This is a genomic window from Lawsonella sp. (assembly GCF_011525565.1).
GTDB lineage: Bacteria > Actinomycetota > Actinomycetes > Mycobacteriales > Mycobacteriaceae > Lawsonella > Lawsonella clevelandensis_A.
Genome location: NZ_WVRS01000001.1, coordinates 122,548 through 149,124, shown reverse-complemented (window position 1 = coordinate 149,124; position 26,577 = coordinate 122,548). Strand labels below are relative to the sequence as shown.

Genomic DNA, 26,577 nt, shown 5'->3' with positions numbered 1-26,577 from the left:
TCCCCATAACAAAAGCGGAAAAGAGGAGTGACTGCACTCTCCATGAACGGATAAAACAAACTAAGCAGTGGCAAATAGCAATGTGACGGCCTTTCGACCGTCACATTAAGTGGTGCGCGATACTGGGATCGAACCAGTGACCTCTTCCGTGTCAGGGAAGCGCTCTCCCGCTGAGCTAATCGCGCAGGCTTCAAAAAAAAGAGAGGTGGAGACGGGAATCGAACCCGTGTGCACGGCTTTGCAGGCCGTTGCCTCGCCACTCGGCCACTCCACCGCAGGTGTTTCCACCATGGAGCGGATGACGGGATTCGAACCCGCGACCCTCACCTTGGCAAGGTGATGCGCTACCAACTGCGCTACATCCGCATTACATTCCCTGAACTCATGTTCTTTCGAACGACGCTCGCTCTTGGGCTTGCTCCGATTACATTAGCGGACAACAAGCCCCTGTGCAAAATCGCCTGTTCACAGGTGTGTTGCATGTTGTTTACGAACTCGTTTTAGCGTAGACAAGTTATCCGCTGGCACGGTCCAGAATGGGTCACTTCACAATCGTGTGGCAATACGTTACGTGGACACGCTACGTGGACAGTGCTTCGAGCAACACTCTAGGAGATCCTCTGGGCAGTACTACTGGCATGTCACGTGCTGCTTGGACAAAGAAGCTGCAGTCTGCTAGATTCTTCTCATTGTAGTTGATGCTATCTGGGCGAGTGACACACTCACAGAACGGCTGAATGGCATCGATATGCAAAGGGTCCCATGGCTCAGTGGAAGAGCGTCCCGTTCACACCGGGGAGGTCGCTGGTTCGATCCCAGCTGGGACCACTTTTTGTATCGTAGTACTGCTCCTGGTTCACTCTTCTCCAGCAGTAAGAAGGATCCTCACTACGCTGCGTGGAATATTCGTGCTTCTTCGCGCTAAGATGATCAGGCAACGTCGGTAGCTACCAGGTATGTAGCACCGCACCACAATCAAGGAGCATTTCCTCGTGTCGAATGACTCATCTTCTCAGCAGGCCGCCTTCACAGCGGCCGATCTTGTATTTTCTGTCCCTGCTGGTACGCGCGCTGGTACCGCACTTCGCGATACTGACCTACCGACAAAAGGCAGCACGGCAATACTCGGTGTCACCACTAGTGACGGGACTATCCACGATCTTGGTTGGGTAGCCGATAGTGACACTACTGTTACGGGTATCCCCGCCAACACAGAAGAGGGTCGTACTATTATTCGCCACTCTGCTGCCCACGTGATGGCGCAAGCGGTTCAGCAGCTGTTTCCTAACGTCAAATTCGGTATAGGGCCAGCTATTGAGAACGGTTTTTATTACGATTTCAAAGTCGATGAACCATTTACTCCAGATGATCTTAAAGCGATTGAAAAAGCTATGCGTAAGATCATCAAACAAGGGCAGCAGTTCCGGAAATACTCATTTAGCAGTTTGGCTGAGGCGGAAGAGTTTCTCGCTGATCAGCCTTATAAGCTAGAGCTTCTTCGTGAAAAAGCGCAGGGTGCCACCTTCACTGGTGAAGAATCTGGCGATATCAATGATGGTGACATCACGGTTTATGACAATGCCAATCCGCGTACTGGGGAAGTACTGTGGAGCGATATGTGCCGTGGCCCGCATGTACCAACCACGAAGTTCATTCCCGCATTTCATCTGACGCGCTCATCTGCAGCATACTGGCGCGGTGACCAGAAAAATGACGCGATGCAGCGTATCTACGGAACTGCGTGGGAATCGCGGGAAGCCATGGACGAGTACCTCGATCGTATGGCAGAAGCAGCGAAGCGTGATCATCGTCGTCTAGGTACAGAGCTTGATCTCTTCAGCTTCCCCGATGAGATTGGTTCGGGCTTCCCCGTATTCCATCCCAAAGGTGGCATTATCCGCAACGAGATGGAACAGCACTCACGGCGTCGTCATATCGAAGCCGGCTACCAATTCGTTTACACCCCCCACATTACGAAGGGGGATCTGTTTAAGACTTCTGGTCACCTTGACTGGTATGCGGATGGCATGTTTCCTCCTATGCATTTAGATGAGGAACTCGATGAAAATGGGGAAGTTCGTAAGGCTGGGCAGGATTATTACGTCAAGCCGATGAACTGCCCGATGCATAATCTTATTTTTGCTTCGCGCGGTCGTTCATACCGAGAACTCCCTCTGCGTCTTTTTGAATTCGGCACTGTGTACCGATACGAAAAGTCAGGTGTTATTCATGGTCTCACTCGTGCACGTGGGTTTACTCAGGACGATGCCCATATTTACTGCACAGAGGATCAGCTTGAAGAAGAACTCACCAACGTTTTGAACTTCATCATTTCACTACTGCGTGACTATGGTTTGGATGACTTCTACCTAGAACTATCCACGAAGGATCCCAATAAGTTTGTTGGATCAGATGAGATTTGGGAGAAATCCACCAGTACTTTGCAGCGCGTCGCAGAGGCATCTGGACTGGAACTTGTTCCAGATCCGGCGGGCGCTGCCTTCTATGGCCCGAAGATTTCTGTACAGGCACGTGATGCTATTGGCCGCACGTGGCAGATGTCCACTGTACAGCTGGACTTTAATCTGCCTGAGCGTTTTGGTTTGGAATACACTGCTCCTGACGGTAGCAAGCAGCGTCCTGTCATGATTCACCGTGCGCTCTTCGGTTCTATTGAACGTTTCTTCGGAGTTCTGACAGAACACTATGCAGGTGCTTTCCCCGTGTGGCTAGCACCTGTACAGGTGATGGGAATTCCTGTTGCGGATGCTTTTGCTCCATATCTGCAGGACATCATCGCAGAGCTATCTGCACGCGGTATTCGTGCTGAAGTAGATCTGAGCGATGATCGTATGCAGAAGAAGATCCGTACGCACACCACCCAAAAAGTCCCGTTCATGCTGTTGGCGGGAGCTCGCGATGAAGAAGCAGAAGCCGTATCGTTCCGTTTCCGTGATGGTTCTCAAGCCAACGGAGTACCTCGTGCTGAGGCCATAGATCTTATTACGGAATGGGCGCGTTCCCAGCGCAATGAGTCGCCTACCGCTGAGTTGGTAAAGGAAGAACGTGCCAAAGCCTGAGTATGTGGATACCGGGGCAGGGGAGCCCAATAAACTCGAACGTTTATGGGCTCCCTACCGTATGTCCTATATCGCGGAAAACCCCGATCCCGTGGAGAATAATACTGAGAATGGGGAAGTAGCAGAGCCATCTGACCATGATCCTTTTGTGAAAATTCCGCAAGGGGATGATGAATCTGGTCTTATCATTGCGCGTGGAACATTCTGTTTTGTGTGCTTGAACTTGTATCCCTACAATCCCGGACACGCTATGGTCATTCCCTATCGAAAAGTCGCACATTATGAGGATCTCACCGAAGATGAGGTTTTAGAGTTATCGTTGATGACGCAAAGACTCATCCGCGTGATTCGTGCCGTTTCGCATCCTGATGCATTTAATATAGGTTTTAACCTTGGCAGTGGAGCAGGCGGATCAGTGTCGGAGCATGTACATCAGCATGTTGTTCCTCGCTGGATTGGTGACGCCAACTTTATTACTCTTTTCGCAAACACTAAAGTGCTCCCGCAAACATTGCGAGAAACACGCCGACTACTGTCGGAAGAATGGGTACGTCAAACTGCCGACAGAGATAGTTCGGTATAAGGAGAAGCTGTGATCGGAAAGTATCTTCGTCCGGGGATCTCGAAAATAATTAACCCGATAGCTCGCGGGCTTCTCAAAATTGGTGTTACGCCGAATATGGTGACTGTTTTTGGAACAGTTCTCAATATTACTTTGGCTATTGTTTTTATTGCTGCTACTAATCACATCATCATTGGTTCTTTACTGTTGGGATTGACGGTTTTTGTCGATCTTGTTGATGGTGCGATGGCGCGACAAATCGGCCATGGTACGCCGTATGGTGCGATCCTTGATGCCACCTTGGACAGGGTCGCAGATGGTGCGGTTTTTGGATCAATTTTGTGGTGGGCTATGGAGAATCGCGCTGGCGATACCTGGCTTCTCATCACAACACTTGTCACCCTGGTCTTTTCGGAAGTTATTTCCTATGCCAAAGCACGTGCAGAGGCTTCGGGAATTCCCGTCAGCGTTGGTCTTATTGAAAGGCCTGAACGCCTCATTATTTCCTTGGTCTGTCTGTGCCTTACCGGTATCGGTATTCATTACAATGTACGGTGGTTGTCGTACTGTATTGATGCCGCCATGTGGGTTTTGGCCATTGGTAGTATTTTTACCGTTATTCAGCGTCTATATGTAGCTTCGAAAGCTCCAAATGCTAGAGAAGATTTCACCGAACAGGATAATTAATCCTTTTATATAAATCGCTGTAGAGAGTTTTGCGGCGCTTTAACAAGGAGTTTTACCTTTATGGTTGAGCTACATAACTGGTTAGTGGAGCTGCGCGAAGGACTATCCGATAAAGCCTATGCCTTAGGGTGGGCTGCAGTGAAAGCGCTTCCAGGTTCTCTTTCTGAATGTCTTTTCAATCAGGCTGCCGATGTTATTGCGCGTTGTAAAGATTTCACACAATTACGGAGGAACCTTGCGCGTGTTATAGGTGTTGATGGGCCAGAGGAAGTCCCTGATGGCCTAGTGCGGGACTCTATTAGGTCCTACGCTCGATATTGGAGAGAAGCATTCTGTCTCCCCACTATGAATATAGAGGAGCGTTTCTCCGAACTAGATATTTCTGTTACTGGGAAAGAACATATTACTCATGCTCTAGAAAAAGGTCATGGTGTTATCCTGGCGCTTCCACACTCGGGTAACTGGGATATGGCGGGCGTGTGGCTTGTCCAGACAGTGGGAACATTTACTACTGTCGCGGAAAGACTCAAACCCGAAAGTCTCTATCAACGTTTTGTTGATTATCGGGAAAGTTTGGGATTTGATGTTGTCCCTCTTACGGGGGGAGCAGTTGCTCCTATGCAACGACTGCGAGAAGCATTGTCGCATAATGGGGTCGTGTGTCTGTTAGGCGAGCGTGATTTGCGAGCTCGAGGGGTAGAAGTAGTCTTTTTTGGCGAAAAAACACGTATGCCTGCTGGGCCAGCTAAACTGGCTATTGATACAGGTGCTGTTCTTTGTCCCGTTCATTGCTGGTATACATCACGTGGGTGGGGAATACGTATAGAAGAGCCGTTGGATACCAGCAGGGGAGTGGAATTCACTACCCAGAAGTTGGCAAATGTTTTCGAAAAAAATATCGCTCAGCATCCAGCGGATTGGCATCTGTTACAGCCTTTGTGGCTCAAGGATCTATCAGCTGGTCATCTTTCTCATATTGAAGAAGGTGTGAAAAGGCTCGAACGGGAGAAGGACGACTAACACATGCGTATTGGTATGATCTGCCCTTATTCTTTTGATATTCCTGGCGGAGTACAAATACACATCCTTGAGATTGCGAATGAGATGATTGAACTCGGCCACCATGTCGAGGTTCTGGGGCCGGGAGAAAAAACTGACAGTGTACCGTCGTATGTCACACTGACGGGGAAAGCTATTCCTATCCCCTTCAATGGTTCAGTAGCTCGTTTGAGTTTTACCCCACAGCATTGGCGTGCCGTTCGTAAATTTATTGCTGAAGGTGACTTTGATGTAGTGCACTTACACGAACCTGCTTCACCTAGCCTCACAATGTGGGCTACATATATGGCACAGGGGCCACTTGTGAGCACATTTCATGCTTCTGGAAAACCTAGTGCTCTTGTACGAGTATTTCGATCTTTTTTAATGAAGCGGCTAGAGGGTATTAGCGGGCATATAGCCGTATCTAATATGGCTCGACGCTGGCAAATGGATGGGATTGGGGGAGATGCGGTACTGATCCCCAATGGGGTGAGAGTATCAAAATTCCGCACAGCAAAGCCCTTACCTGGGTATGAAGTGAATGATCATCCCGTATTGCTTTTCTTGGGGCGCTATGACGAACCGAGAAAAGGAATGGATGTTTTGATAGATGCACTTCCACGGGTTTATGCACAATATCCAGATGTTGAACTAATGGTTATCGGCGATGGGGATGCTGCGATATTACGGGAAAAACTTGCTGGAAAAGTGGGTACCCTCACTATCTTGGGGCATGTTTCTGATGAGGAGAAGGCGTCCGCTTTTCGTTCTGCCAGTATTTACGTTGCTCCTAATACAGGAGGAGAAAGTTTCGGAATTGTCCTGGTTGAGGCAATGTCAGCAGGTGTTCCCGTGGTAGCCAGTGATATTCCTGCTTTTACAGCGGTGCTAGATAAAGGGGCTGCTGGATGGTTGAGTTCTGTGGGGGACTCAGACATGCTAGGCAAGACAATTGTGCAAGCACTCACTGATAAGCATGAAACAACGGCAAAGGTAGTTCATGCTACAAGTGTGGTAGCGCAATATGACTGGTCAGTAGTAGCTCAGCAAGTGCTGGCCGTGTATGAAACTGTCACATTAGGTGCAGGAAAGGTGCAGCTCAAATGATTTCTTTACCAATTTGGGCTGTTATTCTTATTAGCATTGTCGCTATTGCTGTCATTATCACTGCTACCTGGGCGTATTTGACGGCACAACGACTTCACCGGCTGCATAAGCGTTGTGAACAAACTGCGATTGCTCTTGAAGGTGCGTTAGATAGACGTGCATTATCTGCGCGAATGGCGGCTCGTGAGATGAGAAGAGTCGCCGCAGATCTAACCACAGATCCGGATAAAGCCGCAGAGATCGTGACTGATGCTAATACAATTAGCCATTGTGCACATATCGTGGAATCGACGGTGTGCACGCAGTTACTTGATATGCGGGAGCGGGAGACTGTCGAAAATGATCTGACGTTGGTATTGCGGCGTTCAGATTTTTCTTATATCGGTCGTGAGTATGTCGCAGACTTACAAGAAGCAGCATTGCGAGTTAATTTGGCGCGTCGCTTTTATAACAATGCAGTTCGGGAAGCCCGCACAGTTCAGACTATGCCAATGGTGCAGTTTCTGCATTTAGCGGGGCACGCTCCAAAGCCCTACTTTTTCAATATTGTTGATCAATCGTGGCCGGATATCGATGTGCAAACGCATGATGATAGTTGGGACTCGGTAGAGTTAGAGAATTCTTCGCACGCTGAGCAAGACTGACTTATCTTCCCGCATAGTAGTTTAAGCTGTTAAGGATAGTTTTTATTCTGGTATTTCCTTTACAGGATCAGCAGAGAACAGGAGTCATTAATGACTAGTGACAATCAGACCGGTACGTATCGAGTAAAACGCGGCATGGCTGAAATGGTTAAAGGCGGCGTCATTATGGATGTCGTCAATCCAGAACAAGCACGTATCGCTGAAGATGCGGGTGCAGTTGCGGTGATGGCTCTTGAGCGTGTTCCTGCGGATATTCGTGCACAAGGTGGTGTAGCACGAATGTCGGATCCGGACATGATCGAAGGCATCAAAGATGCCGTTACTATCCCGGTGATGGCGAAGGCCCGTATTGGCCATTTCGCAGAAGCACAAGTTCTCCAAGCTATTGGGGTGGACTACATTGACGAGTCAGAGGTTCTGACTCCCGCTGATTACAGCAATCACATCAATAAGTGGAATTTCACGGTTCCTTTCGTGTGTGGAGCTACTAATTTAGGTGAAGCACTGCGACGGATAACTGAAGGTGCCGCGATGATTCGCTCTAAAGGTGAAGCTGGTACGGGTGACGTCTCCAACGCTGTTACGCATATCCGCTCTATTAATGCCAGTATTCGACGGCTACAAGCAATGGACCCGGATGAACTCTATGTTGCTGCTAAAGAACTGCAAGCTCCATACGAGCTAGTGAAAGAGGTCGCGGAAAAGGGAAAGTTGCCGGTAGTTCTTTTTACTGCTGGTGGTATTGCTACACCGGCAGATGCCGCAATGATGATGCAACTTGGTGCAGATGGTGTGTTTGTTGGTTCCGGCATTTTTAAGTCGGGGGATCCGGCAAAACGAGCTGCCGCTATCGTTAAAGCAACCAATATGTATGACGATTCTAGTGTTGTTGCTGATGTCTCGCGGAGTCTCGGTGAAGCAATGGTGGGTATTAATGTTGATGATCTTCCTGTCGATCATCGTCTTGCAGATCGCGGCTGGTAAGGATACTGATTTAGGTTTATGTCTGCTCCTCTTATCGGCGTTCTCGATATACAAGGTGCTGTCACTGAACATATTGATGCTTTTCAAGCATGTGGTGCCACAACACAGAGAGTCCGTCGGCCTAGTGATCTCCATAGTCTTGATGGACTTGTTATTCCCGGTGGAGAATCTACAACGCTCAGTAAGCTGCTAACAGTATGTGATATGTGGGAGCCAATAGCAGATTTGCTGCGGGAGGGTCTTCCTGTCTATGGTTCATGTGCTGGTATGATCCTTTTGGCTAAAGAAGTGCTGGATACGCGTCAAGATGCACGCTGCTTCGGCGCGATGGATACTACTGTCCGCCGTAATGCATTCGGACGCCAAGTGGATTCATTCGAAGCAGATTTAACAATTACTCCGCTTGGGATGAAACCGTTTAGAGGAGTTTTTATTCGAGCTCCCTGGGTTGAAAAAGTTGGGAAAGCTGTGGATATTCTCTGCACTGTGACTGATACGCACGGTAACACTAATCCCGTAGCAGTTAGGCAGGGGAATGCCTTAGCAACTTCATTCCACCCAGAGCTTGTTACAGATCTTCGTATGCACCAGTATTTTTTGTCGATTGTGCAGGGTACCATGTAGGTTCTGCACGTGTAGATTCTGCATGCTCGTTAGCTAGGCAGTACATTGTATATAGCTAATTTTAGTTTATAAGGACGTATGTGGTGCTTACAGTACGGATAAACGTATATAAAGATGTATGTACCACGTTGAGGGAAAGGACGTGACACTATGAGTGGCCACTCCAAATGGGCGACGACTAAGCATAAGAAAGCTGCAATTGATGCTAAGCGCGGCAAAATGTTCGCCAAGCTTATCAAAAATATTGAGGTAGCAGCGCGTACCGGTGGCGGAGATCCGGCTGGAAACCCTACCCTCTATGACGCCATTCAAAAGGCTAAGAAGTCTTCTGTTCCTGCAGATAACATCGACCGTGCTGTTAAGCGTGGTTCTGGTGCCGAGGCTGGGGGATCTGACTGGGAAACCATCATGTATGAGGGATACGGACCTAATGGTGTTGCTATCCTCATTGAGTGCCTTACCGATAATCGTAACCGCGCCGCAGGTGAAGTTCGCATCGCTATGTCTCGTAATGGGGGCAATATGGCAGATGCCGGTTCGGTGAGTTATCTGTTTAATCGCATTGGTGTCGTTGCTGTGGAGAAGAAAGACGGCATTAGCGAAGACGATGTTCTTATGGCGGTATTGGATGCCGGCGCAGAAGAAGTTGTCGATCAGGATACTACCTTTGAGGTAACGTGTAGTCCCTCTGACCTTGTAGAAGTTCGAAAAGCTGTCCAGGATGCTGACCTTGACTACGAGTCGGCTGAAGCTGAGTTCCGTGCTGAAGTACAAGTGCCGTTAGAGTTGGACGGTGCGCAAAAGATCGTTCGTCTCGTTGATGCTCTGGAAGAGTGCGACGATGTTCAGAACGTATACACCAATATGACAGTTTCTGATGAGGTAGCTGCAGAGTTGTATGGCGACGAAGATCAGTTTTCTTCTCGCTAGTACAGACGCTGGTACAAGAAATTGTCTCGCTTAATTTCATTCCCTTGATGAGTGAGGACGGTGGTCATGTCTCAATCGTGTGTTGTAGGTATTGACCCCGGCCTCACTCGTTGTGGTATTGGGGTAGTGTGTTTACAACAACATAGTGCAGCGATTAAGCCAGTTGCTGTAGATGTTATCCGAACTCCCATAGATACTGATATAGCGCGTCGTTTACTGGATATATCGGAGGGAGTATCCACTATTCTTGATCGTTTTCAGCCAGATGCTGTTGCTATTGAGAGAGTTTTTACCCAACATAATCGCAATACTGCAGTGGGAACTGCGATGGCAGCGGGGGTTGCTGCTATGGAAGCAGCGCGACGTGATATTCCTGTAACGTTTTACACTCCCAGTGAGGTGAAAGCGGCAGTGTCGGGTAATGGCCATGCTAATAAAGCACAGGTTACTGCTATGGTGACACGTATTCTTGGTTTAGTTGAAGAACCTCGTCCTGCTGATGCCGCAGATTCGCTCGCCATTGCTATCTGCCATTTATGGCGAAATCCGCTACAACATAAACTTCGAGAAATTCAGCCGCCTTCTTCTGTTGCGGATGCTGTTGGCGTTCTTATGACGAGAACTCGTAGCAAGGAATTTTAAGTGATTGCTTCCCTTACTGGCACTGTTACTCGCATACTGTTTGACAGCGTCATCATTGACGTTAGTGGAGTAGGTTATCGCGTCTTTGCCACCCCGGGTACACTCGCGAACCTAACGTGTGGCAGCACAGAAACATTACTGACAGAGTTGGTAGTTCGCGAAGATGATCTCACTCTTTATGGTTTTGTTGATGGCAACGAACAAGATCTTTTCATTCTTCTACAAAAAACGTCTGGTATAGGGCCAAAGATGGCGCTATCAATTCTTTCTGTTTTTACTCCTGAAGATTTATGTAGAGCATTGTCACAAGAGGATATTGCACTACTTCAAAAAGTTCCCGGTGTTGGTAAAAAAGTCGCGCAACGTCTAGTTGTTGAACTAAAAGATAAAGTTGATGCTGTCGCTGTACAACCGACCGGTGTAGAGGGAACACCGACTACTTCAAGTGTTGCAGTAGAAGTGGAAGAAGCTCTTACCGGTCTAGGCTTCTCTGCACGTGAAGCAGAAAATGCCATTTCTAGTATTCTTAAACAGCAAACAGATGCAGATACTTCCACTGTTTTGCGAAAAGCCTTAGCGTATTTGGGAGCACGGTCATGATCGAATTTACAGATGATGATTTTGTTTCTGCGCGGCGAGGACTGTTGGGGGATGAGTCTGCCTCATCTGCCTCCGAAGAAAATGTGCTTGCTGGGACAGTACTGCGGGGAGAGAATGAGGAGCTAACCCTTCGCCCTACTGATCTCACAACTTTTATTGGGCAAGAGAGAGTCCGAGAACAACTTGATTTAGTGCTTAGTGGTGCCCGTAGTAGGGGAGTAGTTCCAGATCATATTCTCTTCAGCGGTCCTCCCGGCCTTGGCAAAACATCACTGGCCATGATTATTGCAAAAGAAATGGGGACTACTTTACGTAGTACGTCTGGACCGGCCCTTGAACGACCTGGCGATCTTGCATCGATACTCTCCAATTTGCAGGAGGGGGACATTCTGTTTATTGACGAGATTCATCGTATTTCACGTCAAGCAGAAGAGATTCTCTACCAGGCAATGGAGGATTTTCGTATCGATGTCATGGTCGGGAAAGGACCTGGCGCTACATCTATTCCTCTGAGTCTTGCACCTTTTACCCTGGTAGGAGCGACAACTCGGGCGGGGCTACTCACTAGTCCACTACGAGATCGTTTTGGATATACCGGGTATGTAGATTTTTACGAGGTTGAAGAACTAGAAGAAATTATTGACAGATCCGCGAAAATTCTCGACATCGATATTGCTCCCAGTGGTGCAGCAGAAATAGCATCGCGTTCACGAGGTACTCCGAGAATTGCGAATCGGTTGCTTCGACGAGTTCGAGATTACGCAGATGTTCGCTCGAAAGGACGTATTGACCGGAAGGTCGCGCGCGCTGCACTGTCAGTTTATGATGTGGACGATCTTGGACTTGATCGTCTAGATAAAGCGGTCTTAGAGACCATTATTCGCATGTACAATGGTGGACCTGTGGGGCTTTCTACTATCGCTGTAGCAGTCGGTGAAGAACCGAATACTATTGAGGAAGTGTGTGAGCCTTTCCTTGTACGAACAAGCATGTTGGCTCGAACTCCGCGAGGGCGAGTTGCGACTGCACGTGCCTGGGAACACTTGGGGTTAACTCCACCGTCTAGCACCTCAGCTACGGGAAAAACTCACAATACCAATCAAGCTGGGTTATTTTCAGATAACACTGGCACACTGTAATGGTGAAAGAATAATAGATAAGCGCATTGCGCTAGTGGGAAGGAAACCATATGGCTGGTTCAATAATGCTCATCGTTCTCGTTATTGCGATGATCGTCTTCATGCTGCTCGGGTCTCGTAAGCAGAAGAAGATGATGGAACAGCGTTACAGTATGCTGTCAGAGCTTCTTCCGGGTGATGAAGTATCCACTACTGCCGGTGTATATGGCACTGTAGTAAAAGTTTCTGATACGAAGATCGATCTTATGATCGCCGATGGAGTTGTTACGACGTGGGATCTGAACTCCGTACGCGGAAAAGTCGAAGATACTAAGAGCGATCTCGATGAGGAATTAGAAACAGCTGCCCACAGCGATAGTAAAGATGCCGATAAGCAGGAAGCTGCGCCTCAGCAGATTACTGAAAATAAACAAGAGGAAATGAATAATCTGATCATTCCTGATACGCCTGAAGGTCTAGACGGTATAGACGGGAAAGATTCAGATCATCCGAAGGACACTTCCACCGAGGATTCGGATAATTAAGCAAATGGCCGTAGTCTGGAAAAGCTAACGGCTTTTCTGGCTTAAACGTTACTTAAAGGAGTCCGACGACAGTGGCTGCTAACCACACGACCGCGACGCCATCGTCGAAGAAATCTACTCAGTATATTCTGTTGAGCGTCTTCGCGATCCTCGTGATTTTGATGTATTGCCTTATTTTCTGTACCGGTGGTGGTAAAGGCGCACCTAAACTTGGTATCGATTTACAAGGTGGTACCCGGGTTACCCTTACTCCTTCCGGTAATCCTTCTGATGATCAGTTGAAGCAAGCTCAGACGATTCTTATGAACCGTGTTAACGGTATGGGCGTTTCCGGTGCTGAAGTGCAGATTGATGGTGATGGCGATAACCTCGTCATTACTGTTCCTGGATCGAGTGCTGAAGATGCACGTAACCTTGGTACTACAGCTAAGCTTGTCGTGCGTCCAGTGATGGAAGCTCTCGGCCCTGACAACACTCAGGTGGATCAGCAGCCAAAAGTTAAAGATAAGTCAGATGAAACATCTGTCGATGTCCGTAAACGTGAAATAGAAGCACTGCGAGAATTCCGACAAGCACCCCTTAATGGTGAAGATGGGAAACCTCTTGCCGCGGATCAACAGTTGCACATTTTGCGTGAAAATGCGTCGAAGATGACATGTCAGAAAGCTGACCGATTTGCCGGTAATGATGATCCTTCGCGTCCGCTCGTCACGTGTGATTCGCAAGGACAGAAATATATTTTAGGTCCTGCTCCTCTCATTGATCCGAATAATCCGAACGGATCACGTCTTGATGGATCTTTTATCAAAGCTGATACGGTCGAGGGTGGATTTAACAATCAACAGGGACATACATACGTATCCTTCTCTTTCAAAGGTAAAGGAGTTGATACGTGGGCACGTGTCACTAGCACATACACCGGTAAACAAGTAGCTATGGTGCTGGATTCTAACGTTGTTTCTGCACCGTCCATTCAAGAACCGATTAAAAACGGTAATACGCAAATTACTGGTCCGTTTAATACAGACGAAGCTGTCTCTTTGGCAAATAACCTGAAATATGGTGCTCTACCACTGAATTTCTCTTCACCAGATGGAACTCCTGGCGGTAAAGTTGACACGATTCCGGCTACTCTCGGTATTGCATCCCTGAATGCGGGTCTTATCTCTGGTTTAGTCGGTCTCGTCCTCGTTGCTATCTTTGCTCTTGCGGTCTATCGTGCTTTGGGCGTCGTCACCATAATTTCCTTGGTTGCTACTGGCGCTATGGTGTACGGAAGTTTGGTTTTACTAGGACGCTGGATTGGTTACACACTTGATTTGTCTGGTGTAGCTGGTCTTGTTATCGGTATTGGTACTACAGCAGACTCCTTCGTCGTCTTCTTTGAACGTATTAAAGATGAGATCCGTGAAGGTCGATCCTTCCGCTCAGCAGTTCCGCGTGGCTGGGCGAAAGCACGTCGTACTATTGTCACTGGTAACGCCGTCACGTTCATTGCAGCGATCGTTTTGTACACTCTTGCAGTTGGTGAGGTTCGCGGATTCGCGTTCACCACTGGTTTGACTACTATCTTCGATATTTTGATCGTCTTTATTGTCACTTCGCCACTGGTGCTACTTGCTTCGCATCTGAAGTTTATGTCGAATCCACGCTTCAACGGTTTGGGCAAGCTGCAGGAGATTACTGCAGAGCGTCGTGCTGCCGCTGCCCGATTAGTTGAAGAAAGGCGCACCGCCCCGGTTGCTGAAGCTGCTACTGGAGAGGAGAAGTAAACATGGCAGAGAATCTTGCTCCGATCGATGTTGACGCTGAGCAATTTGATGAAGCTTATGGTTCATCAAATGATCCTGCAAAACAACGTCACTCCGGACTCACCCGTCTCTACACTGGTACTGGCGCCTTTGACATTGTCGGTAAGCGTAAAAATTGGTATATCGCCAGTGGTGTTATTCTTGCCATCGCTATTCTCTCTATCATTATTCGAGGATTTAGCTTTGGGGTAGATTTCACCGGTGGTTCGAAACTTAATATGCCGGCGGGCTCAAAGAATATTGAGACATCACAAGTAGAGCAGGTCTTTACAGATACTCTGGGTTTTGAGCCTTCTAATGTTTCTATCGTGGGGTCGGGATCTGGCCGCATGGTGGAAATCCAGTCACGGCACCTCGATAATGGTCAAGTTGCGCAGATTAAGATGAAGCTGGGGGAGGAGTTCAAACCTGAAGACTCTTCTGGACGTTCTGGTGCTTCTGCAATTGGAGACTCGACCGTGTCTAATACATGGGGAACGACAGTAACGAAAAAAGCTCTCTTAGCTTTGGTCGTCTTCCTCGTTGTTGTTGGTCTGTATATCGCCCTTCGTTTTGAACGGGACATGGCACTAGCCTCATTAGCATCGCTAGTTTTCTGTACATTTACTACCGCCGGTGTGTATTCCCTCATCGGGTTCGAAGTAACACCAGCAACGATTATTGGCCTTCTCACAATTCTCGCCTTCTCCATCTACGACACCGTCGTTGTGTTCGATAAGGTACAAGAGAATGCTGAGGCGGCTCTTCACCATAAGCGACATACTTATGGAGAAGGTGCAAACCTGGCGATTAACCAAACTATTATGCGATCAATCAACACGGCGATCATTTCTATTCTTCCCATTATTTCATTGATGGTTGTTGCGGTGTGGATGCTGGGTGTCGGTACATTACAGGACCTAGCTCTTATTCAGCTTGTTGGTGTTATCACGGGTACGTACGCATCCGTCTTCTTGGCTACTCCTCTTGTGGTTGATATCAAGAAACGCTTTAGTAAGGATGTCCAGGAACACGATAAGTCTGTTATAGAGTTACGCACATCAGAAAGTACTACTAAAACTGTCAAAGCAGCTGCTGACTAAGGTGCAATCACATGCGTAATTCGGTACTTCAGCGTATTGGAATTACTAGTATTGCTTGTCTACTATCGATCGTATTTTCTGGTTGCACACTGGGGAATCAACGTAGTGATGTAGTTGGTTACGGTCTTGATGGTCCCGTTATCGATTACAACACTTCCACTGTGGCTGGTTACACAGGAGGAAGTCTAGCTGCATTCCCGCGCGTTAATACGGGATTCTCGTATGTTGACGGCATGGGGAATAGACTTGCCGACACAGAGTTTGGAACCGTACAGGTTAAACTGGGAAAACCGACTCGTGTCGACATGTCTATCAATGAGCATGCTCAATTTTCTGATGGCCAGCCCATAACATGTGACGATATCTTATTGAGCTGGTTAGCTCGGCGTCCTCAAAAAAATAATCTTTTTCACGCTATGTCGATGCCAGGGCTTTCCGAAATCTCGACTATTACGTGTGATCCTCACTCTAAACACGCAAAGATAGTTTTTCGGTCTGAACAATTACCTCGTGATTGGCTCGCCTTATTCGGAGCTGGGTCTATCATGCCGTGGCATATCGTGTCAGAAAAAACGGGTGTACACGATATACGGAAGCTTCTGAGCGACAAGAATAGTAAAGAACTCCATCGAGTTGCTGATTTCTGGAACCATGGATGGCGTCTAGACCATTCCCCCTTAGATCTTGATCGGTTCGTCTCTTCAGGCCCCTATAAAATTGCCAATGTAGGGGATGATGGAACAATTACCTTGGAACGTAACGATAAATGGTGGGGCGACCCAGCTCGAGTTTCTAAAATTATCATTTATTCCACACGAGCTAATCTTAAACAGCAGATTCGTGATGGACACGTTCGCGTAGCAGATATCTCCTCTGAAGACACTAATCCGCCAACACCTGAAGAATCTACGAGTGCAGTAATTTCTTCAGAAAATATCATGCAGCTGCGTCTTTCGACGCATGGTGTTTTTTCAAATGTGCAGAGAAGACGTGCATTTTTGAGGTGCATTCCACTAGAGAAAATCACTGCATACATTGCGCGAAATAATGAGGTAACGACTACTCATTCCGAGGAAGTTCATAGCCATATACCTGCTGCCATTGTGCCTTTGGACAATGAGCCAGTTGCTCAACAGATATCGTCCTGGACTACGTTGGATCGTCGGCCTTCCAGTACGCGACCACCACGGCGACAACGTGTGAATGTTGTTTATCCCGCAGGATCTTCACATGCACAGCACATTATTAAATTGGTGTCGGAGGACTGTAAAAGTAGCGGTTTCTCTGTGGTAGGAGTTCCGACCGAAGTCTACACCGGAGAGATTCTTTCCTCTTCCCATGCGCAAGCGGCTCTTTTTGGCACAGCAGGAGCTGTTGGCCCGGGTGGTTCATTCGATAGTGCAAGTGGCCTTGTTGGATTAAGTCCGTATAGATTACCTGATTTCACTAGTGGTGATGCACGCGGTCTCTTTGCTACTGTTAGACGCCTCAATAATCTACAAGGTGAAACAATGCCAATTCAGCAAGATGGTAGTGATCGCTATGTAGAATTTGCCCATTCTGTTGCTCATTTCCAGCAGTATGTCTATGACATGGGGTATGCCATTCCTCTCTACGTACAGTTACGATGGCAATTTGTCAGAAATGATTTACAGGGAGTGACGCAAGGACGATCTGCAGCAAGTGTGGGATGGAATATGGATCGTTGGGGAATATAAGAAAATGGAAAGAGTGGTTCCAATGACATCCGATCTAGGGAAACAGATCCACAGTACAATTCGCTGGGTTCCTGATTTTCCGCAAGATGGTATTCATTTTGCTGATCTAACTCCGGTATTAGTTGATCCGACTATCTTTAATGGCATCATGCACCAGATGGCAGAGTGGGCAGGTGACGCAGATATTATTGCGGGACTAGATGCACGCGGTTTTTTGATTGCTGCGGGAGTAGCTGCTCTTAATAATGTGGGAGTTTTAGCGTTAAGAAAGGCTGGTAAGCTTCCTCCTCCTGTCTACCATGTAGATTATGGATTGGAATATGGTGAGGCAGCTCTAGAAATCCCTGCTGAAGGTCTTGATATAGAAGGCAAACATATTTTCGTTGTTGATGATGTCCTTGCTACCGGAGGTACCTCTCAAGCAGCATTTGAACTCATCGATATAGCTGGGGGAGTAGTGACTGGTTTCGCAACCATTCTAGAATTAGCAGATCTGGGTGGTAGGAATAATCTTCCAGATCTTCCTATATTTTCGATTACAACAGCGTAGCATCACACTTGTGTAATGTGTAATTAGCAACTGGCGGAGGTGATTCGATGGTTGACAATAATCCGTCTGTTGCTGGCAAAGGGGGATTCTCCTCACAAAGTATGCGTGCCCGTTTTGCGCGCAGGATGATAGGAAGCCGAACCACAGTCCCGCCGGCTCTTGAACCACTTATCGCGGTTCATCATAGTTTTCATCCTGGTGGAGATGTTGACCTTCTTGTCCGCGCATATAAAACTGCGGAGCGTCTGCACGAGGGCGTTTATCGTAAATCTGGTGATCCCTACATCACACATCCTCTAGCAGTAGCTACCATTGCAGCCGAAATTGGTATGGATACGGCTACTTTGGCTGCCGCACTTCTACATGACACAGTAGAGGACACAGACTATACCCTTGAGGAACTTACTGCTGATTTCGGTGAAGAAATTGCAGCGATGGTGGATGGAGTTACTAAGCTCGATCGCGTTGCATTAGGTTCTGCAGCTGAAGCTGAGACTATCCGAAAAATGATCATTGCGATGGCGCAAGATCCACGGGTACTCGTTATTAAAGTTGCTGATCGACTTCACAATATGCGCACTATGCGTTTTCTTCCACCGGAGAAGCAAGCTGCAAAAGCCCGGCAAACCCTTGACGTGATTGCTCCGCTTGCTGCTCGCCTGGGTATGTCAGCGGTGAAATGGGAATTAGAGGATTTGAGTTTTCATATCCTCTACCCACGCCAATACGATGAGATTGTCCGCCTTGTCAGTGAGCGGGCACCATCGCGAGAGCGTTATTTAGCACAAGTAATTGAAGAGATAGAGCAGGCACTCAAAGCAGCCAACATAGATGCTAACGTCTATGGTCGTCCTAAGCATTATTGGTCCATCTACCAGAAGATGGTTGTTAGAGGCCGCGAGTTTAACGATATTTATGACTTGGTCGGAGTACGAGTTATTTGTGACGACCTGCGGGACTGCTATGCGGCTGTAGGGGTTATTCACTCATTGTGGCAGCCTATGCCTGGTCGTTTTAAAGACTATATTGCGCAGCCAAGGTTTGGGGTTTACCAGTCCCTACACACTACTGTGGTGGGTCCGCAGGGGAAACCACTTGAGGTGCAGATTCGTACTCAAGAAATGCATCAAACTGCTGAGTACGGTATTGCGGCGCATTGGCGGTACAAAGAAACAAAGGGTAGCCATAAAGGTGATTCTGCAGAATTAGACCGTATGGCATGGATGCGTCAGCTGCTTGATTGGCAAAGGGAGGCTGCTGATCCGGGTGAATTTCTTGAGTCGCTTCGCTACGACTTAGCAGTTAAAGAAATCTTTGTGTTTACGCCTAAAGGTGACGTTATTACCCTTCCCTCGGGTTCAACACCCATCGATTTTGCCTATGCAGTACATACAGAGGTTGGACACCACTGTATTGGCGCAAAAGTTAATGGAAAACTTGTCCCACTGGAAAATACATTAAAAAATGGCGACGTTGTTGAAGTTTTTACATCAAAAGATCCCAGTGCAGGACCAAGCCGCGACTGGGCTCAATTTGTTGTTTCGGGGCGGGCTAAAACAAAGATTCGTCAGTGGTTTGCGAAAGAACGTCGTGAAGAAAATATTGAGGCGGGAAAAGAAGCTATAACACGGGAAATACACCGTGGAGGACTTCCGTTGCACAGACTCCTCAATAACGAGTCGATGGCGCAACTTGTCCAAGAACTTAACTTTGCGGATGCTACGGCTCTCTATAGCGCAGTGGGAAGCGGCAATATTACTGCTGGGCACGTTGTTAGTCGTTTAGTTTCTCTTTTCGGCACTATGGAAGAAGCAGAAGAAACGCTCACTGAGCGTACTGCTTTCCACACATCGCATCATGCCGTAAAAACGACCGATGATGCTGGTGTTCTTGTCGATGGTATGCCGGGAATCAGTGTAAAACTTTCTAAGTGCTGCACGCCCGTGCCAGGTGACGCAATAATTGGCTACATTACTCGTATGGGATCGGTATCAGTTCATCGTGCTGACTGTCCTAATGGACTTCACCTTATTGAAAAAAATAAAAATCGTGAGGTAAAAGTAGAGTGGGCGAGCTCGTCAGCAGCTGTTTTTCTTGTCTGTATTCAAGTGGAGGCTTTGGATCGGCAAGGGCTTTTATCTGACGTTACACATGCACTCTCTGAATCAAAGGTTGATGTTATATCAGCTCAAGTAAAAACTCTCGATGATCGCGTGGCTATTTCTAAGTGGGCATTCCAGATCGGAGATCCGCAACGGTTAAGTATTGTGCTGAATGCGGTTCGTCAAGTTGAGGGTGTTTACGATGTCTATCGCATTAATAGTGTTTAGAACGCATAGTAACTGTAGTGCCATAATGTCTGACTAGTGTTTGGCCAGCAAGTAGCACACTAGTAATAGCTGAATAGCAAATGCACAAATGTAGTGAAGGGGCAGTGCTTCATCTCAGCACTGCCCCTTCACTACGTCTTACGCTATGAATTTGTATTTATACACCCTATTTCGCTTTATGCTGTTCTACTCCAACAGTTTTCACCAGAGTCCAAGTTTTAATATCAACAGGAGTTGCTGGTGCACCGTCAGTTATCTTGCCGTCGGAGGGTGCTGCTGTACCGGGGGCAAGTACAATTCCGTATCCCTTGACTTTATCCAAGATTGAGAAGTCCGCTGGATCGACGACACCGATGACGGTGTAGCTGGGGGCAAGTTGTGTATCTGTGAGGGCGATAAAGAACTGGCCTGAACCGGTATTGGGGCCGGAGTTAGCAACAGCCACTGTTCCCTTGGGGTATGTAATTTGCTGAGCTTGCATTCCGTACTCGGCCCCAGCGGCATTAATGAGGTATTCGGGGAGCTCATCGGGGGTATAGAAACCGGGGTCTCCCATACCAGTTCCGGTGGGGTCACCACACTGGAGAACACTGCCTTGTTCACTGTTGAACATGCGGTGGCAGGATGTGTTGTTAAAGTACTTAGCCTCAATGAGCTTTTCAAATGCGGCATCATTACAAGCAGCATGACGATGGATAAGGTTTATCCGTATATCGCCAGCTGACGTCTTCAGTATGGTGATGGCTTTTCCGGTACGCGGGTACGTACCGTTGAGAGGAGCATCGACCGTACGAGTTTGATTCTTCAGCAGTTCCATGGCAGTGGGGGCGTAGGCAATCTGTGCATCAATTGAGGCCATACGCTCGTTGTACTGCTTTTCGGCTTCCCCTAATTGAGCCTGCGGAATTTGCAGTTTTTGCTGTTCCCACTGCTCTTCCGTCTGTTTTTTAGCATCAGTTAGTTGCTTCAGAAGGTCTGGAGTTTCACTTGAATGCACCCAGTGACAGCTTGACCATTTAGCTGCTTCAATGGCATCTTCGCGAGCCTTGTCATCTTTCTTCTTGTTGACAACGAGAACAATCGTGACAATTACAGCAATAATGACCACGATAGAAGTGATGATGAGGGCAACATTGCGACGATGTTTACGCTCAGCCTCGTTATCTTCCGCGATTTTTGCTTCCAGTCGCTCGCGGGCAGCGATACGGCGCTGCGCAGCTTTTGCAGCGGCATCATCGGCGGGGGAGACGTTTTCTCCTGCTTCAACCATGCTGTTGAGCTTGTCCTCAGGATTATCCCCGGCACCACTATTATTCTTGTCGTATACAGCCACTAGGCGTCCTTTCACAACAGACGTAGACATTAGAAGACTACCGCAAAGTCTTAAAATGGCCATGTTAAGACTAGTCGATTGCTTATTATTGTGCAGAAAAGAGGTCGGTATGAGAATTGCTACCTTCCCAGCAGGTGCTTTTCGCACAAATTGCTATATTGTTTCTTCCGATGACAGCAATGAGTGCATGATCATTGATCCAGGACAGGATGCAGCACCGCAAGTCTGCGACATTATCGATACCAATAAACTGCATCCAGCAGGTATTTATCTCACCCACGGCCATGCAGATCATGTTTGGAATACTCCAGAGTTATCAGAGAAATATGACATTCCAGTTGTTGTTCACCACGACGATATGTTCATGCTGGAGGATCCGGCGGTAGGAGTCGGAGCTGGCCTTTCTTCGGTGTTTCCCTTCAACGGGTGGAAACCCCCACGTCTCTTGACAACATACCAGGATAATGAATTATTAATTGGTGGATTGTCAGTGACGGTACTTCCACTGCCCGGGCATACTCCGGGGGGAGTGGGGCTTCTTGTTACGGATACGTCGACGGACTCGAGTGCTCCGACGGTATTGTTTTCTGGAGATACTTTGTTCAAAGGTGCAGTTGGTCGTACTGATTTATGCGGGGGCGACGCACAGACTCTGCTTGCTTCGATAGAGCGTGAACTTATCCCACTACCTGGTGACGTTGTGGTGGCACCAGGCCATGGGGCTACTAGTACGATGGCGGCGGAACGGGCCGACAACGTCTACTTACGTCGCTTCCGCTGACAGTAGAGTAAATGGGACATAATAGACAGGACACAATTATTCCCGAAGAGAAAGTAAAACGGATGGCTAAAGGATCAGCAGCTGCATCATTCCGAGCTCCTAAAGGTGTACCTGAGTATGTACCCCCGCTCTCAGCACATTTCCAGGCTGTCCGTGATACTCTCGCCGCAACTATTCATAAGTATGGATATTCGCATATTGAACTACCCATGTTCGAAGAGACTGGGCTTTTTGCGCGCGGCGTGGGGGAATCAACTGATGTTGTTACGAAGGAAATGTATACCTTTGAAGATCGCTCAGGGCGGTCTTTGACGCTGCGTCCGGAAGGTACGGCGGGCGTTATGCGCTCAGTTATCGAGCACAATCTTGACCGTGGCCAATTGCCATTAAAACTCACGTATGCAGGCCCGTTCTTCCGCTATGAGCGTCCGCAAGCGGGTCGTTATCGTCAGCTTCAGCAAGTTGGTGTGGAAGCTATTGGTGTGGATGATCCGGCTTTGGATGCGGAAGTAATCGCCATGGCTGACACTGCTCTGCGGACATTGGGGTTACGCGGGTATCGTCTCGAACTCACAAGCTTGGGAGATCGGACGTGTCGTCCGGCTTATCGTGAGGCGCTTCAAGAATTTCTTTTTAACCTTCCTCTCGATGAGGAAACGCGTCGTCGCGCTGAAATCAACCCGCTTCGTGTTCTTGACGATAAACGACCCGAGGTCCGTGAGATGACGGAGGATGCTCCGCTCATGCTTAATCATCTATCTGATGAATGCAAGAGTCATTTTGAGTCGGTACTCCGTATCCTCGATACTCTGAGGGTGGAGTACACCGTCAACCCTCGCATGGTACGAGGATTGGATTACTACACCAAGACCACTTTTGAATTTGTGCACGATGGTCTAGGCGCACAATCTGGTATTGGCGGTGGTGGTCGCTATGACGGACTTATGGAGATTCTGGGTGGACAGCCACTTTCCGGTATCGGTTTCGGTCTTGGCGTTGATCGTATTCTTTTAGCGTGCCAGCAGGAAGGATGTGTCCCGGGTTCGGAGGCACATTGTGAAATGTTTGGTGTACCGCTGGGGGACGCTGCAAAAGAAGTAATGATGCCATTGCTTGCTGAAGCCCGCACACAAGGTATTCGTACAGATATGGTGTTCGGTTCTCGTGGAATGAAGGGAGCTTTTAAAGCTGCTGATAAATCTGGAGCGGTGGTTGCTCTGGTCATAGGGGAGAATGAACTTGCTGCAGGAACTGTTGTCGTGAAGGATCTTCGCAATGGTCAGCAGCAGGAAGTTGCGAAAACTGACGCTGTCGCTAGAGCCCTCAACATCATAGGTAAATAAAACGTTCTTTTTACTACGTATGTGCTAATAGTGCATGGTAAGTTCTGCTGCTTGTGAAGAAGCGGGTAGACTAAAACAACGTATGCCTATGGCTTGTTTATAACTTTCAGCATGAAAGGATTCTCGTGCTGCGCACGCATTTTGCTGGCGAATTGAACGCCGCTGCTATTGGACAGACTGTTACTCTCGCGGGCTGGGTTGCCCGTCGCCGTGATCACGGTGGAGTTATTTTTGTTGACCTTCGCGATTCTTCCGGTATTGCACAGGTTGTTTTCCGTAAGGCTGATGTTGCAGAGCAGGCTCACCATTTGCGCTCTGAATACTGCATTAAGGTCACGGGCGTTGTTGAGGCACGTCCAGAAGGTTCCGAGAATCAGAACTTGGCCTCTGGCGAGATTGAGATCAACGTTTCCGAACTGGAAGTGCTCAATAGCTGTGCGCCACTGCCTTTCCAACTTGATGATGAGCCTGGCGAAGAGATCCGCTTGCGGTACCGCTACCTTGATCTGCGCCGTGATAAGCCAGCGTACGATCTTCGACTGCGCTCGAAAGTTAATGCAGCTGCCCGCGAGGTTCTTGCTCAACATGACTTTGTTGAGATTGAGACACCGACAATGACGAGGTCCACGCCAGAAGGTGCACGCGACTTTTTGGTTCCGGCACGTCTGCAGCCTGGCACCTTCTATGCATTGCCACAGTCTCCACAGCTTTTCAAGCAGCTTCTTATGGTGGCTGGAATGGAACGGTACTACCAGATAGCACGATGCTACCGGGATGAGGATTTCCGTGCTGATCGACAGCCTGAATTTACTCAGCTTGATGTTGAGATGAGCTTCGTTGATCAAGAGGATATTATTGCTCTGGCAGAAGATATTCTTGTCAATCTCTGGAAACTCATTGGGTATGAGATCAAGACTCCTATCCCGCGCATGACGTACGCAGATGCTATGCGTCTCTATGGTTCAGATAAGCCCGATCTACGGTTCGATATTCAGATCGTAGAGTGTGCCGACTTCTTCCAAAACACTCCCTTCCGTGTATTCCAAGCTCCCTACGTTGGTGCGGTCGTTATGAAGGGTGGCGCATCGCAGCCCCGTCGTCAATTGGATGCTTGGCAGGAATGGGCTAAGCAGCGTGGTGCTAAGGGGCTCGCCTATATTCTCGTGGGTGAGGATGGACAGCTATCTGGTCCCGTTGCTAAGAATATTTCCGATGAAGAACGCGCCGGCATTGCTGCGCATGTTAACGCGGAGCCGGGTGACTGTATCTTCTTTGCCGCAGGCGATGTTAAATCTTCGCGTGCTCTGCTGGGTGCAGCACGTAATGAGATTGCAAAGAAGCTGGGTCTTATCAAGGACGGAGATTGGGCCTTTACCTGGGTTGTAGACGCACCTCTCTTTGAGCCTTCTGCAGACGCTACTGCCTCGGGTGACGTTGCTCTCGGTAATTCTGCATGGACGGCTGTGCATCACGCTTTCACGTCTCCAAAGCCTGAATCTATGGATACGTTTGATACCGATCCAGGTAGTGCTCTTGCTTATGCCTATGACATTGTCTGTAATGGCAATGAAATCGGTGGCGGTTCCATTCGTATTCACCGTCGCGATGTACAGGAACGCGTCTTTAAAGTAATGGGTATCAGTGAGGAAGAGGCACAGGAAAAGTTCGGCTTCTTGCTTGACGCTTTCAAGTATGGTGCTCCGCCACACGGAGGCATTGCTTTCGGATGGGATCGTATTACTGCATTGCTTGCCGGTGAGGAATCAATCCGCGACGTTATTGCATTCCCCAAGTCCGGTGGTGGTGTTGATCCTCTGACGGATGCTCCTGCTCCTATTACTGCCCAGCAGCGTAAGGAATCTGGAATTGATGCGAAGCCAGTTCGCACTGGTGAGCGTGAGGTAAAGAGCGAAAACTCTAAGGATAATGACTAGCACTGTTGATGACGCTATTGCGCTCGGTGAGCGAATACTGAGTGCCCGAGTGGGAAGCCCGGTCACCCTGTCGCATACCGAACGCATTGCGTCCGACTCTGACGCAGTTTTAGTGCGTGGTGTTACTTCAGATAGTCCCTTTCTTCCCTCTCGGAAAGTTGTCGTTAAAGTATTCCCCAATCGTGGAGAAGAACGCGATGGACTTCTGTTGCGGGAAATTGTGGGGTACCAGTTCGTCGGTTCTCTTAGTAGCGCAGCCACTTTTGGTCCGGAACTAATAGCGTACGACCTTGATGAACGTGCATTTGTCCTTTCCGATTTGGGAACAACATCTACTCTGCAGGATGTTTTGAATGAGGGGCAGCATGGTGCTGTAACCATTGCAGCATTACAGGAATTGGCTACCCTTATTGGTTCACTACAGGTTTCTACAGCAGGGCGCGAAGAGGATTTTCACGCACTGTTGCATCGTGCGCAAACAAAGATACCTGGTCTTTCGGTTCCTTTTTCTTCGCAAGTGTTAGCGGATACATTGCGTCGTGTTCCGAAACTACTCCACGATAAATTAGGAATCGACCTTGTCGAGTCGGTTCAAGACCATGGTCGTCGTAGTGTGAAACGCGCTGTTCAAGGAAGCTATCGAGCCTTTGGTGCGGCGGAGCTTATTCCTGAAAACATTCTCATGTCGCAGCGTAATATCAGGCTACTAGATTTTGCTTTCTGTGGTTACCGAGACATCGGTGTTGATATTGCTGCTGTGTTGTTAGGTTTCCCCTCGGATCTTAATGGTTATGAACTGACAAGAGAGGAAATCGACGCTGTTACCCATACGTGGGTTGAGCAAGTTGATGCCATGTGGCCTCGTATGCGGAGGAAACAATCATCGCGTAAACGTATCTTAGATGGCGCCCTCACATGGGCGTGGTTGAGTGTCAGTTGGATCCTTGGAGATGAACCTAACTTCGAGCATGCTGCCAGTAAAGACAAATTAGATACTGATGATATTGTGCGTTTTTTAGCAATCCGCAATTTAGAAAGACTTGGTACGCTAGCTGAGTACTGGGAAGATAGCGAGTTAGCTGACCATGCTCGCACAGTATCTGTAGCGCTTGCGGCTGTGGCTTAAGTCAT

General features: G+C 48.2%; 23 protein-coding genes and 4 tRNA genes. 23 read left to right on the top strand and 4 right to left on the bottom strand.

What is annotated here, in order from left to right:
* Positions 1 to 110: 110 nt before the first annotated feature.
* The 3 genes from QZV76_RS00710 to QZV76_RS00700 form a co-directional block, all read right to left on the bottom strand.
* Positions 111 to 185: transfer RNA gene (locus tag QZV76_RS00710), tRNA-Val, on the bottom strand.
* Positions 186 to 203: 18 nt separating this feature from the next.
* Positions 204 to 274 (bottom strand) — tRNA-Cys (locus QZV76_RS00705).
* 16 nt (positions 275 to 290) lie between these two features.
* Positions 291 to 366: transfer RNA gene (locus QZV76_RS00700), tRNA-Gly, on the bottom strand.
* Positions 367 to 756: 390 nt separating this feature from the next.
* On the opposite strand from QZV76_RS00700, the gene QZV76_RS00695 reads away from it, so the two are divergent.
* From QZV76_RS00695 to QZV76_RS00605, 19 genes are all read left to right on the top strand, one after another.
* Positions 757 to 828: transfer RNA gene (locus QZV76_RS00695), tRNA-Val, on the top strand.
* A gap of 164 nt (positions 829 to 992) precedes the next feature.
* A complete protein-coding gene (gene thrS / locus QZV76_RS00690) occupies positions 993 to 3,080 on the top strand; it encodes a threonine--tRNA ligase (RefSeq protein ID WP_290595319.1) in 2,088 nt (695 codons plus the stop codon).
* Positions 3,067 to 3,663, top strand: a complete 597-nt coding sequence (locus QZV76_RS00685) for an HIT domain-containing protein (RefSeq protein ID WP_290595318.1) — start codon at positions 3,067 to 3,069, stop codon at positions 3,661 to 3,663. The genes thrS and QZV76_RS00685 overlap by 14 nt, the downstream gene beginning before the upstream one ends.
* Positions 3,664 to 3,672: 9 nt before the next feature.
* The gene (pgsA, locus tag QZV76_RS00680; protein WP_290595317.1) at positions 3,673 to 4,329 is read left to right on the top strand and encodes a phosphatidylinositol phosphate synthase; all 657 of its coding nucleotides are present in this window, start codon (positions 3,673 to 3,675) and stop codon (positions 4,327 to 4,329) included.
* A gap of 60 nt (positions 4,330 to 4,389) precedes the next feature.
* A complete protein-coding gene (locus QZV76_RS00675; RefSeq protein ID WP_290595316.1) occupies positions 4,390 to 5,349 on the top strand; it encodes a phosphatidylinositol mannoside acyltransferase in 960 nt (319 codons plus the stop codon).
* Between the two features lie 3 nt (positions 5,350 to 5,352).
* Positions 5,353 to 6,477 (top strand): glycosyltransferase family 4 protein, encoded by a 1,125-nt coding sequence (locus QZV76_RS00670; protein WP_290595315.1) that lies wholly within the window; start codon positions 5,353 to 5,355, stop codon positions 6,475 to 6,477.
* Positions 6,474 to 7,121: a hypothetical protein gene (locus QZV76_RS00665; RefSeq protein WP_290595314.1), complete on the top strand. Its 648-nt coding sequence runs from the start codon at positions 6,474 to 6,476 to the stop codon at positions 7,119 to 7,121. The genes QZV76_RS00670 and QZV76_RS00665 overlap by 4 nt, the downstream gene beginning before the upstream one ends.
* Before the next feature lie 90 nt (positions 7,122 to 7,211).
* A complete protein-coding gene (gene pdxS / locus QZV76_RS00660) occupies positions 7,212 to 8,105 on the top strand; it encodes a pyridoxal 5'-phosphate synthase lyase subunit PdxS (RefSeq protein WP_290595313.1) in 894 nt (297 codons plus the stop codon).
* 18 nt (positions 8,106 to 8,123) lie between these two features.
* On the top strand, positions 8,124 to 8,729 hold the full coding sequence (gene pdxT, locus QZV76_RS00655; protein WP_290595312.1) for a pyridoxal 5'-phosphate synthase glutaminase subunit PdxT: 606 nt from the start codon (positions 8,124 to 8,126) through the stop codon (positions 8,727 to 8,729).
* Between the two features lie 150 nt (positions 8,730 to 8,879).
* Positions 8,880 to 9,659: a YebC/PmpR family DNA-binding transcriptional regulator gene (locus tag QZV76_RS00650; protein WP_290595311.1), complete on the top strand. Its 780-nt coding sequence runs from the start codon at positions 8,880 to 8,882 to the stop codon at positions 9,657 to 9,659.
* Between the two features lie 66 nt (positions 9,660 to 9,725).
* Complete coding sequence (gene ruvC / locus QZV76_RS00645) at positions 9,726 to 10,301, top strand: crossover junction endodeoxyribonuclease RuvC (RefSeq protein ID WP_290595310.1); 576 nt, start codon at positions 9,726 to 9,728, stop codon at positions 10,299 to 10,301.
* A complete protein-coding gene (ruvA, locus tag QZV76_RS00640) occupies positions 10,302 to 10,901 on the top strand; it encodes a Holliday junction branch migration protein RuvA (protein ID WP_290595309.1) in 600 nt (199 codons plus the stop codon). It abuts the gene before it with no gap.
* Positions 10,902 to 10,984: 83 nt separating this feature from the next.
* The gene (gene ruvB / locus QZV76_RS00635; protein WP_306558885.1) at positions 10,985 to 12,040 is read left to right on the top strand and encodes a Holliday junction branch migration DNA helicase RuvB; all 1,056 of its coding nucleotides are present in this window, start codon (positions 10,985 to 10,987) and stop codon (positions 12,038 to 12,040) included.
* A gap of 50 nt (positions 12,041 to 12,090) precedes the next feature.
* A complete protein-coding gene (gene yajC, locus QZV76_RS00630) occupies positions 12,091 to 12,564 on the top strand; it encodes a preprotein translocase subunit YajC (RefSeq protein WP_290595307.1) in 474 nt (157 codons plus the stop codon).
* Positions 12,565 to 12,635: 71 nt separating this feature from the next.
* Positions 12,636 to 14,336 carry a protein translocase subunit SecD gene (secD, locus tag QZV76_RS00625; RefSeq protein ID WP_290595306.1) on the top strand — a complete coding sequence of 567 codons (1,701 nt, stop codon included), beginning with the start codon at positions 12,636 to 12,638 and terminating at the stop codon, positions 14,334 to 14,336.
* A gap of 2 nt (positions 14,337 to 14,338) precedes the next feature.
* Positions 14,339 to 15,457 (top strand): protein translocase subunit SecF, encoded by a 1,119-nt coding sequence (gene secF, locus QZV76_RS00620; RefSeq protein ID WP_290595305.1) that lies wholly within the window; start codon positions 14,339 to 14,341, stop codon positions 15,455 to 15,457.
* 11 nt (positions 15,458 to 15,468) lie between these two features.
* Positions 15,469 to 17,175, top strand: a complete 1,707-nt coding sequence (locus tag QZV76_RS00615) for an ABC transporter substrate-binding protein (protein ID WP_290595304.1) — start codon at positions 15,469 to 15,471, stop codon at positions 17,173 to 17,175.
* A 22-nt stretch (positions 17,176 to 17,197) separates the two neighbouring features.
* Positions 17,198 to 17,725 (top strand): adenine phosphoribosyltransferase, encoded by a 528-nt coding sequence (locus QZV76_RS00610; protein ID WP_290595303.1) that lies wholly within the window; start codon positions 17,198 to 17,200, stop codon positions 17,723 to 17,725.
* 47 nt (positions 17,726 to 17,772) lie between these two features.
* Entirely contained in the window at positions 17,773 to 20,055 is a 2,283-nt protein-coding gene (locus tag QZV76_RS00605; RefSeq protein WP_290595302.1) for a bifunctional (p)ppGpp synthetase/guanosine-3',5'-bis(diphosphate) 3'-pyrophosphohydrolase, read from the top strand.
* Positions 20,056 to 20,221: 166 nt separating this feature from the next.
* Here the strand turns inward: QZV76_RS00605 and QZV76_RS00600 are convergent, their stop codons facing one another.
* Positions 20,222 to 21,418 (bottom strand): peptidylprolyl isomerase, encoded by a 1,197-nt coding sequence (locus tag QZV76_RS00600; protein WP_290595301.1) that lies wholly within the window; start codon positions 21,416 to 21,418, stop codon positions 20,222 to 20,224.
* Positions 21,419 to 21,497: 79 nt separating this feature from the next.
* Here QZV76_RS00600 and QZV76_RS00595 point away from each other — a divergent pair, with 79 nt between their 5' ends.
* From QZV76_RS00595 to QZV76_RS00580, 4 genes are all read left to right on the top strand, one after another.
* Entirely contained in the window at positions 21,498 to 22,169 is a 672-nt protein-coding gene (locus tag QZV76_RS00595; protein WP_290595300.1) for an MBL fold metallo-hydrolase, read from the top strand.
* 62 nt (positions 22,170 to 22,231) lie between these two features.
* Positions 22,232 to 23,512: a histidine--tRNA ligase gene (gene hisS / locus QZV76_RS00590; RefSeq protein ID WP_290595643.1), complete on the top strand. Its 1,281-nt coding sequence runs from the start codon at positions 22,232 to 22,234 to the stop codon at positions 23,510 to 23,512.
* Between the two features lie 125 nt (positions 23,513 to 23,637).
* Entirely contained in the window at positions 23,638 to 25,446 is a 1,809-nt protein-coding gene (aspS, locus tag QZV76_RS00585) for an aspartate--tRNA ligase (protein WP_290595299.1), read from the top strand.
* Positions 25,439 to 26,572: a hypothetical protein gene (locus QZV76_RS00580; RefSeq protein ID WP_290595298.1), complete on the top strand. Its 1,134-nt coding sequence runs from the start codon at positions 25,439 to 25,441 to the stop codon at positions 26,570 to 26,572. The genes aspS and QZV76_RS00580 overlap by 8 nt, the downstream gene beginning before the upstream one ends.
* Positions 26,573 to 26,577 lie beyond the last annotated feature (5 nt).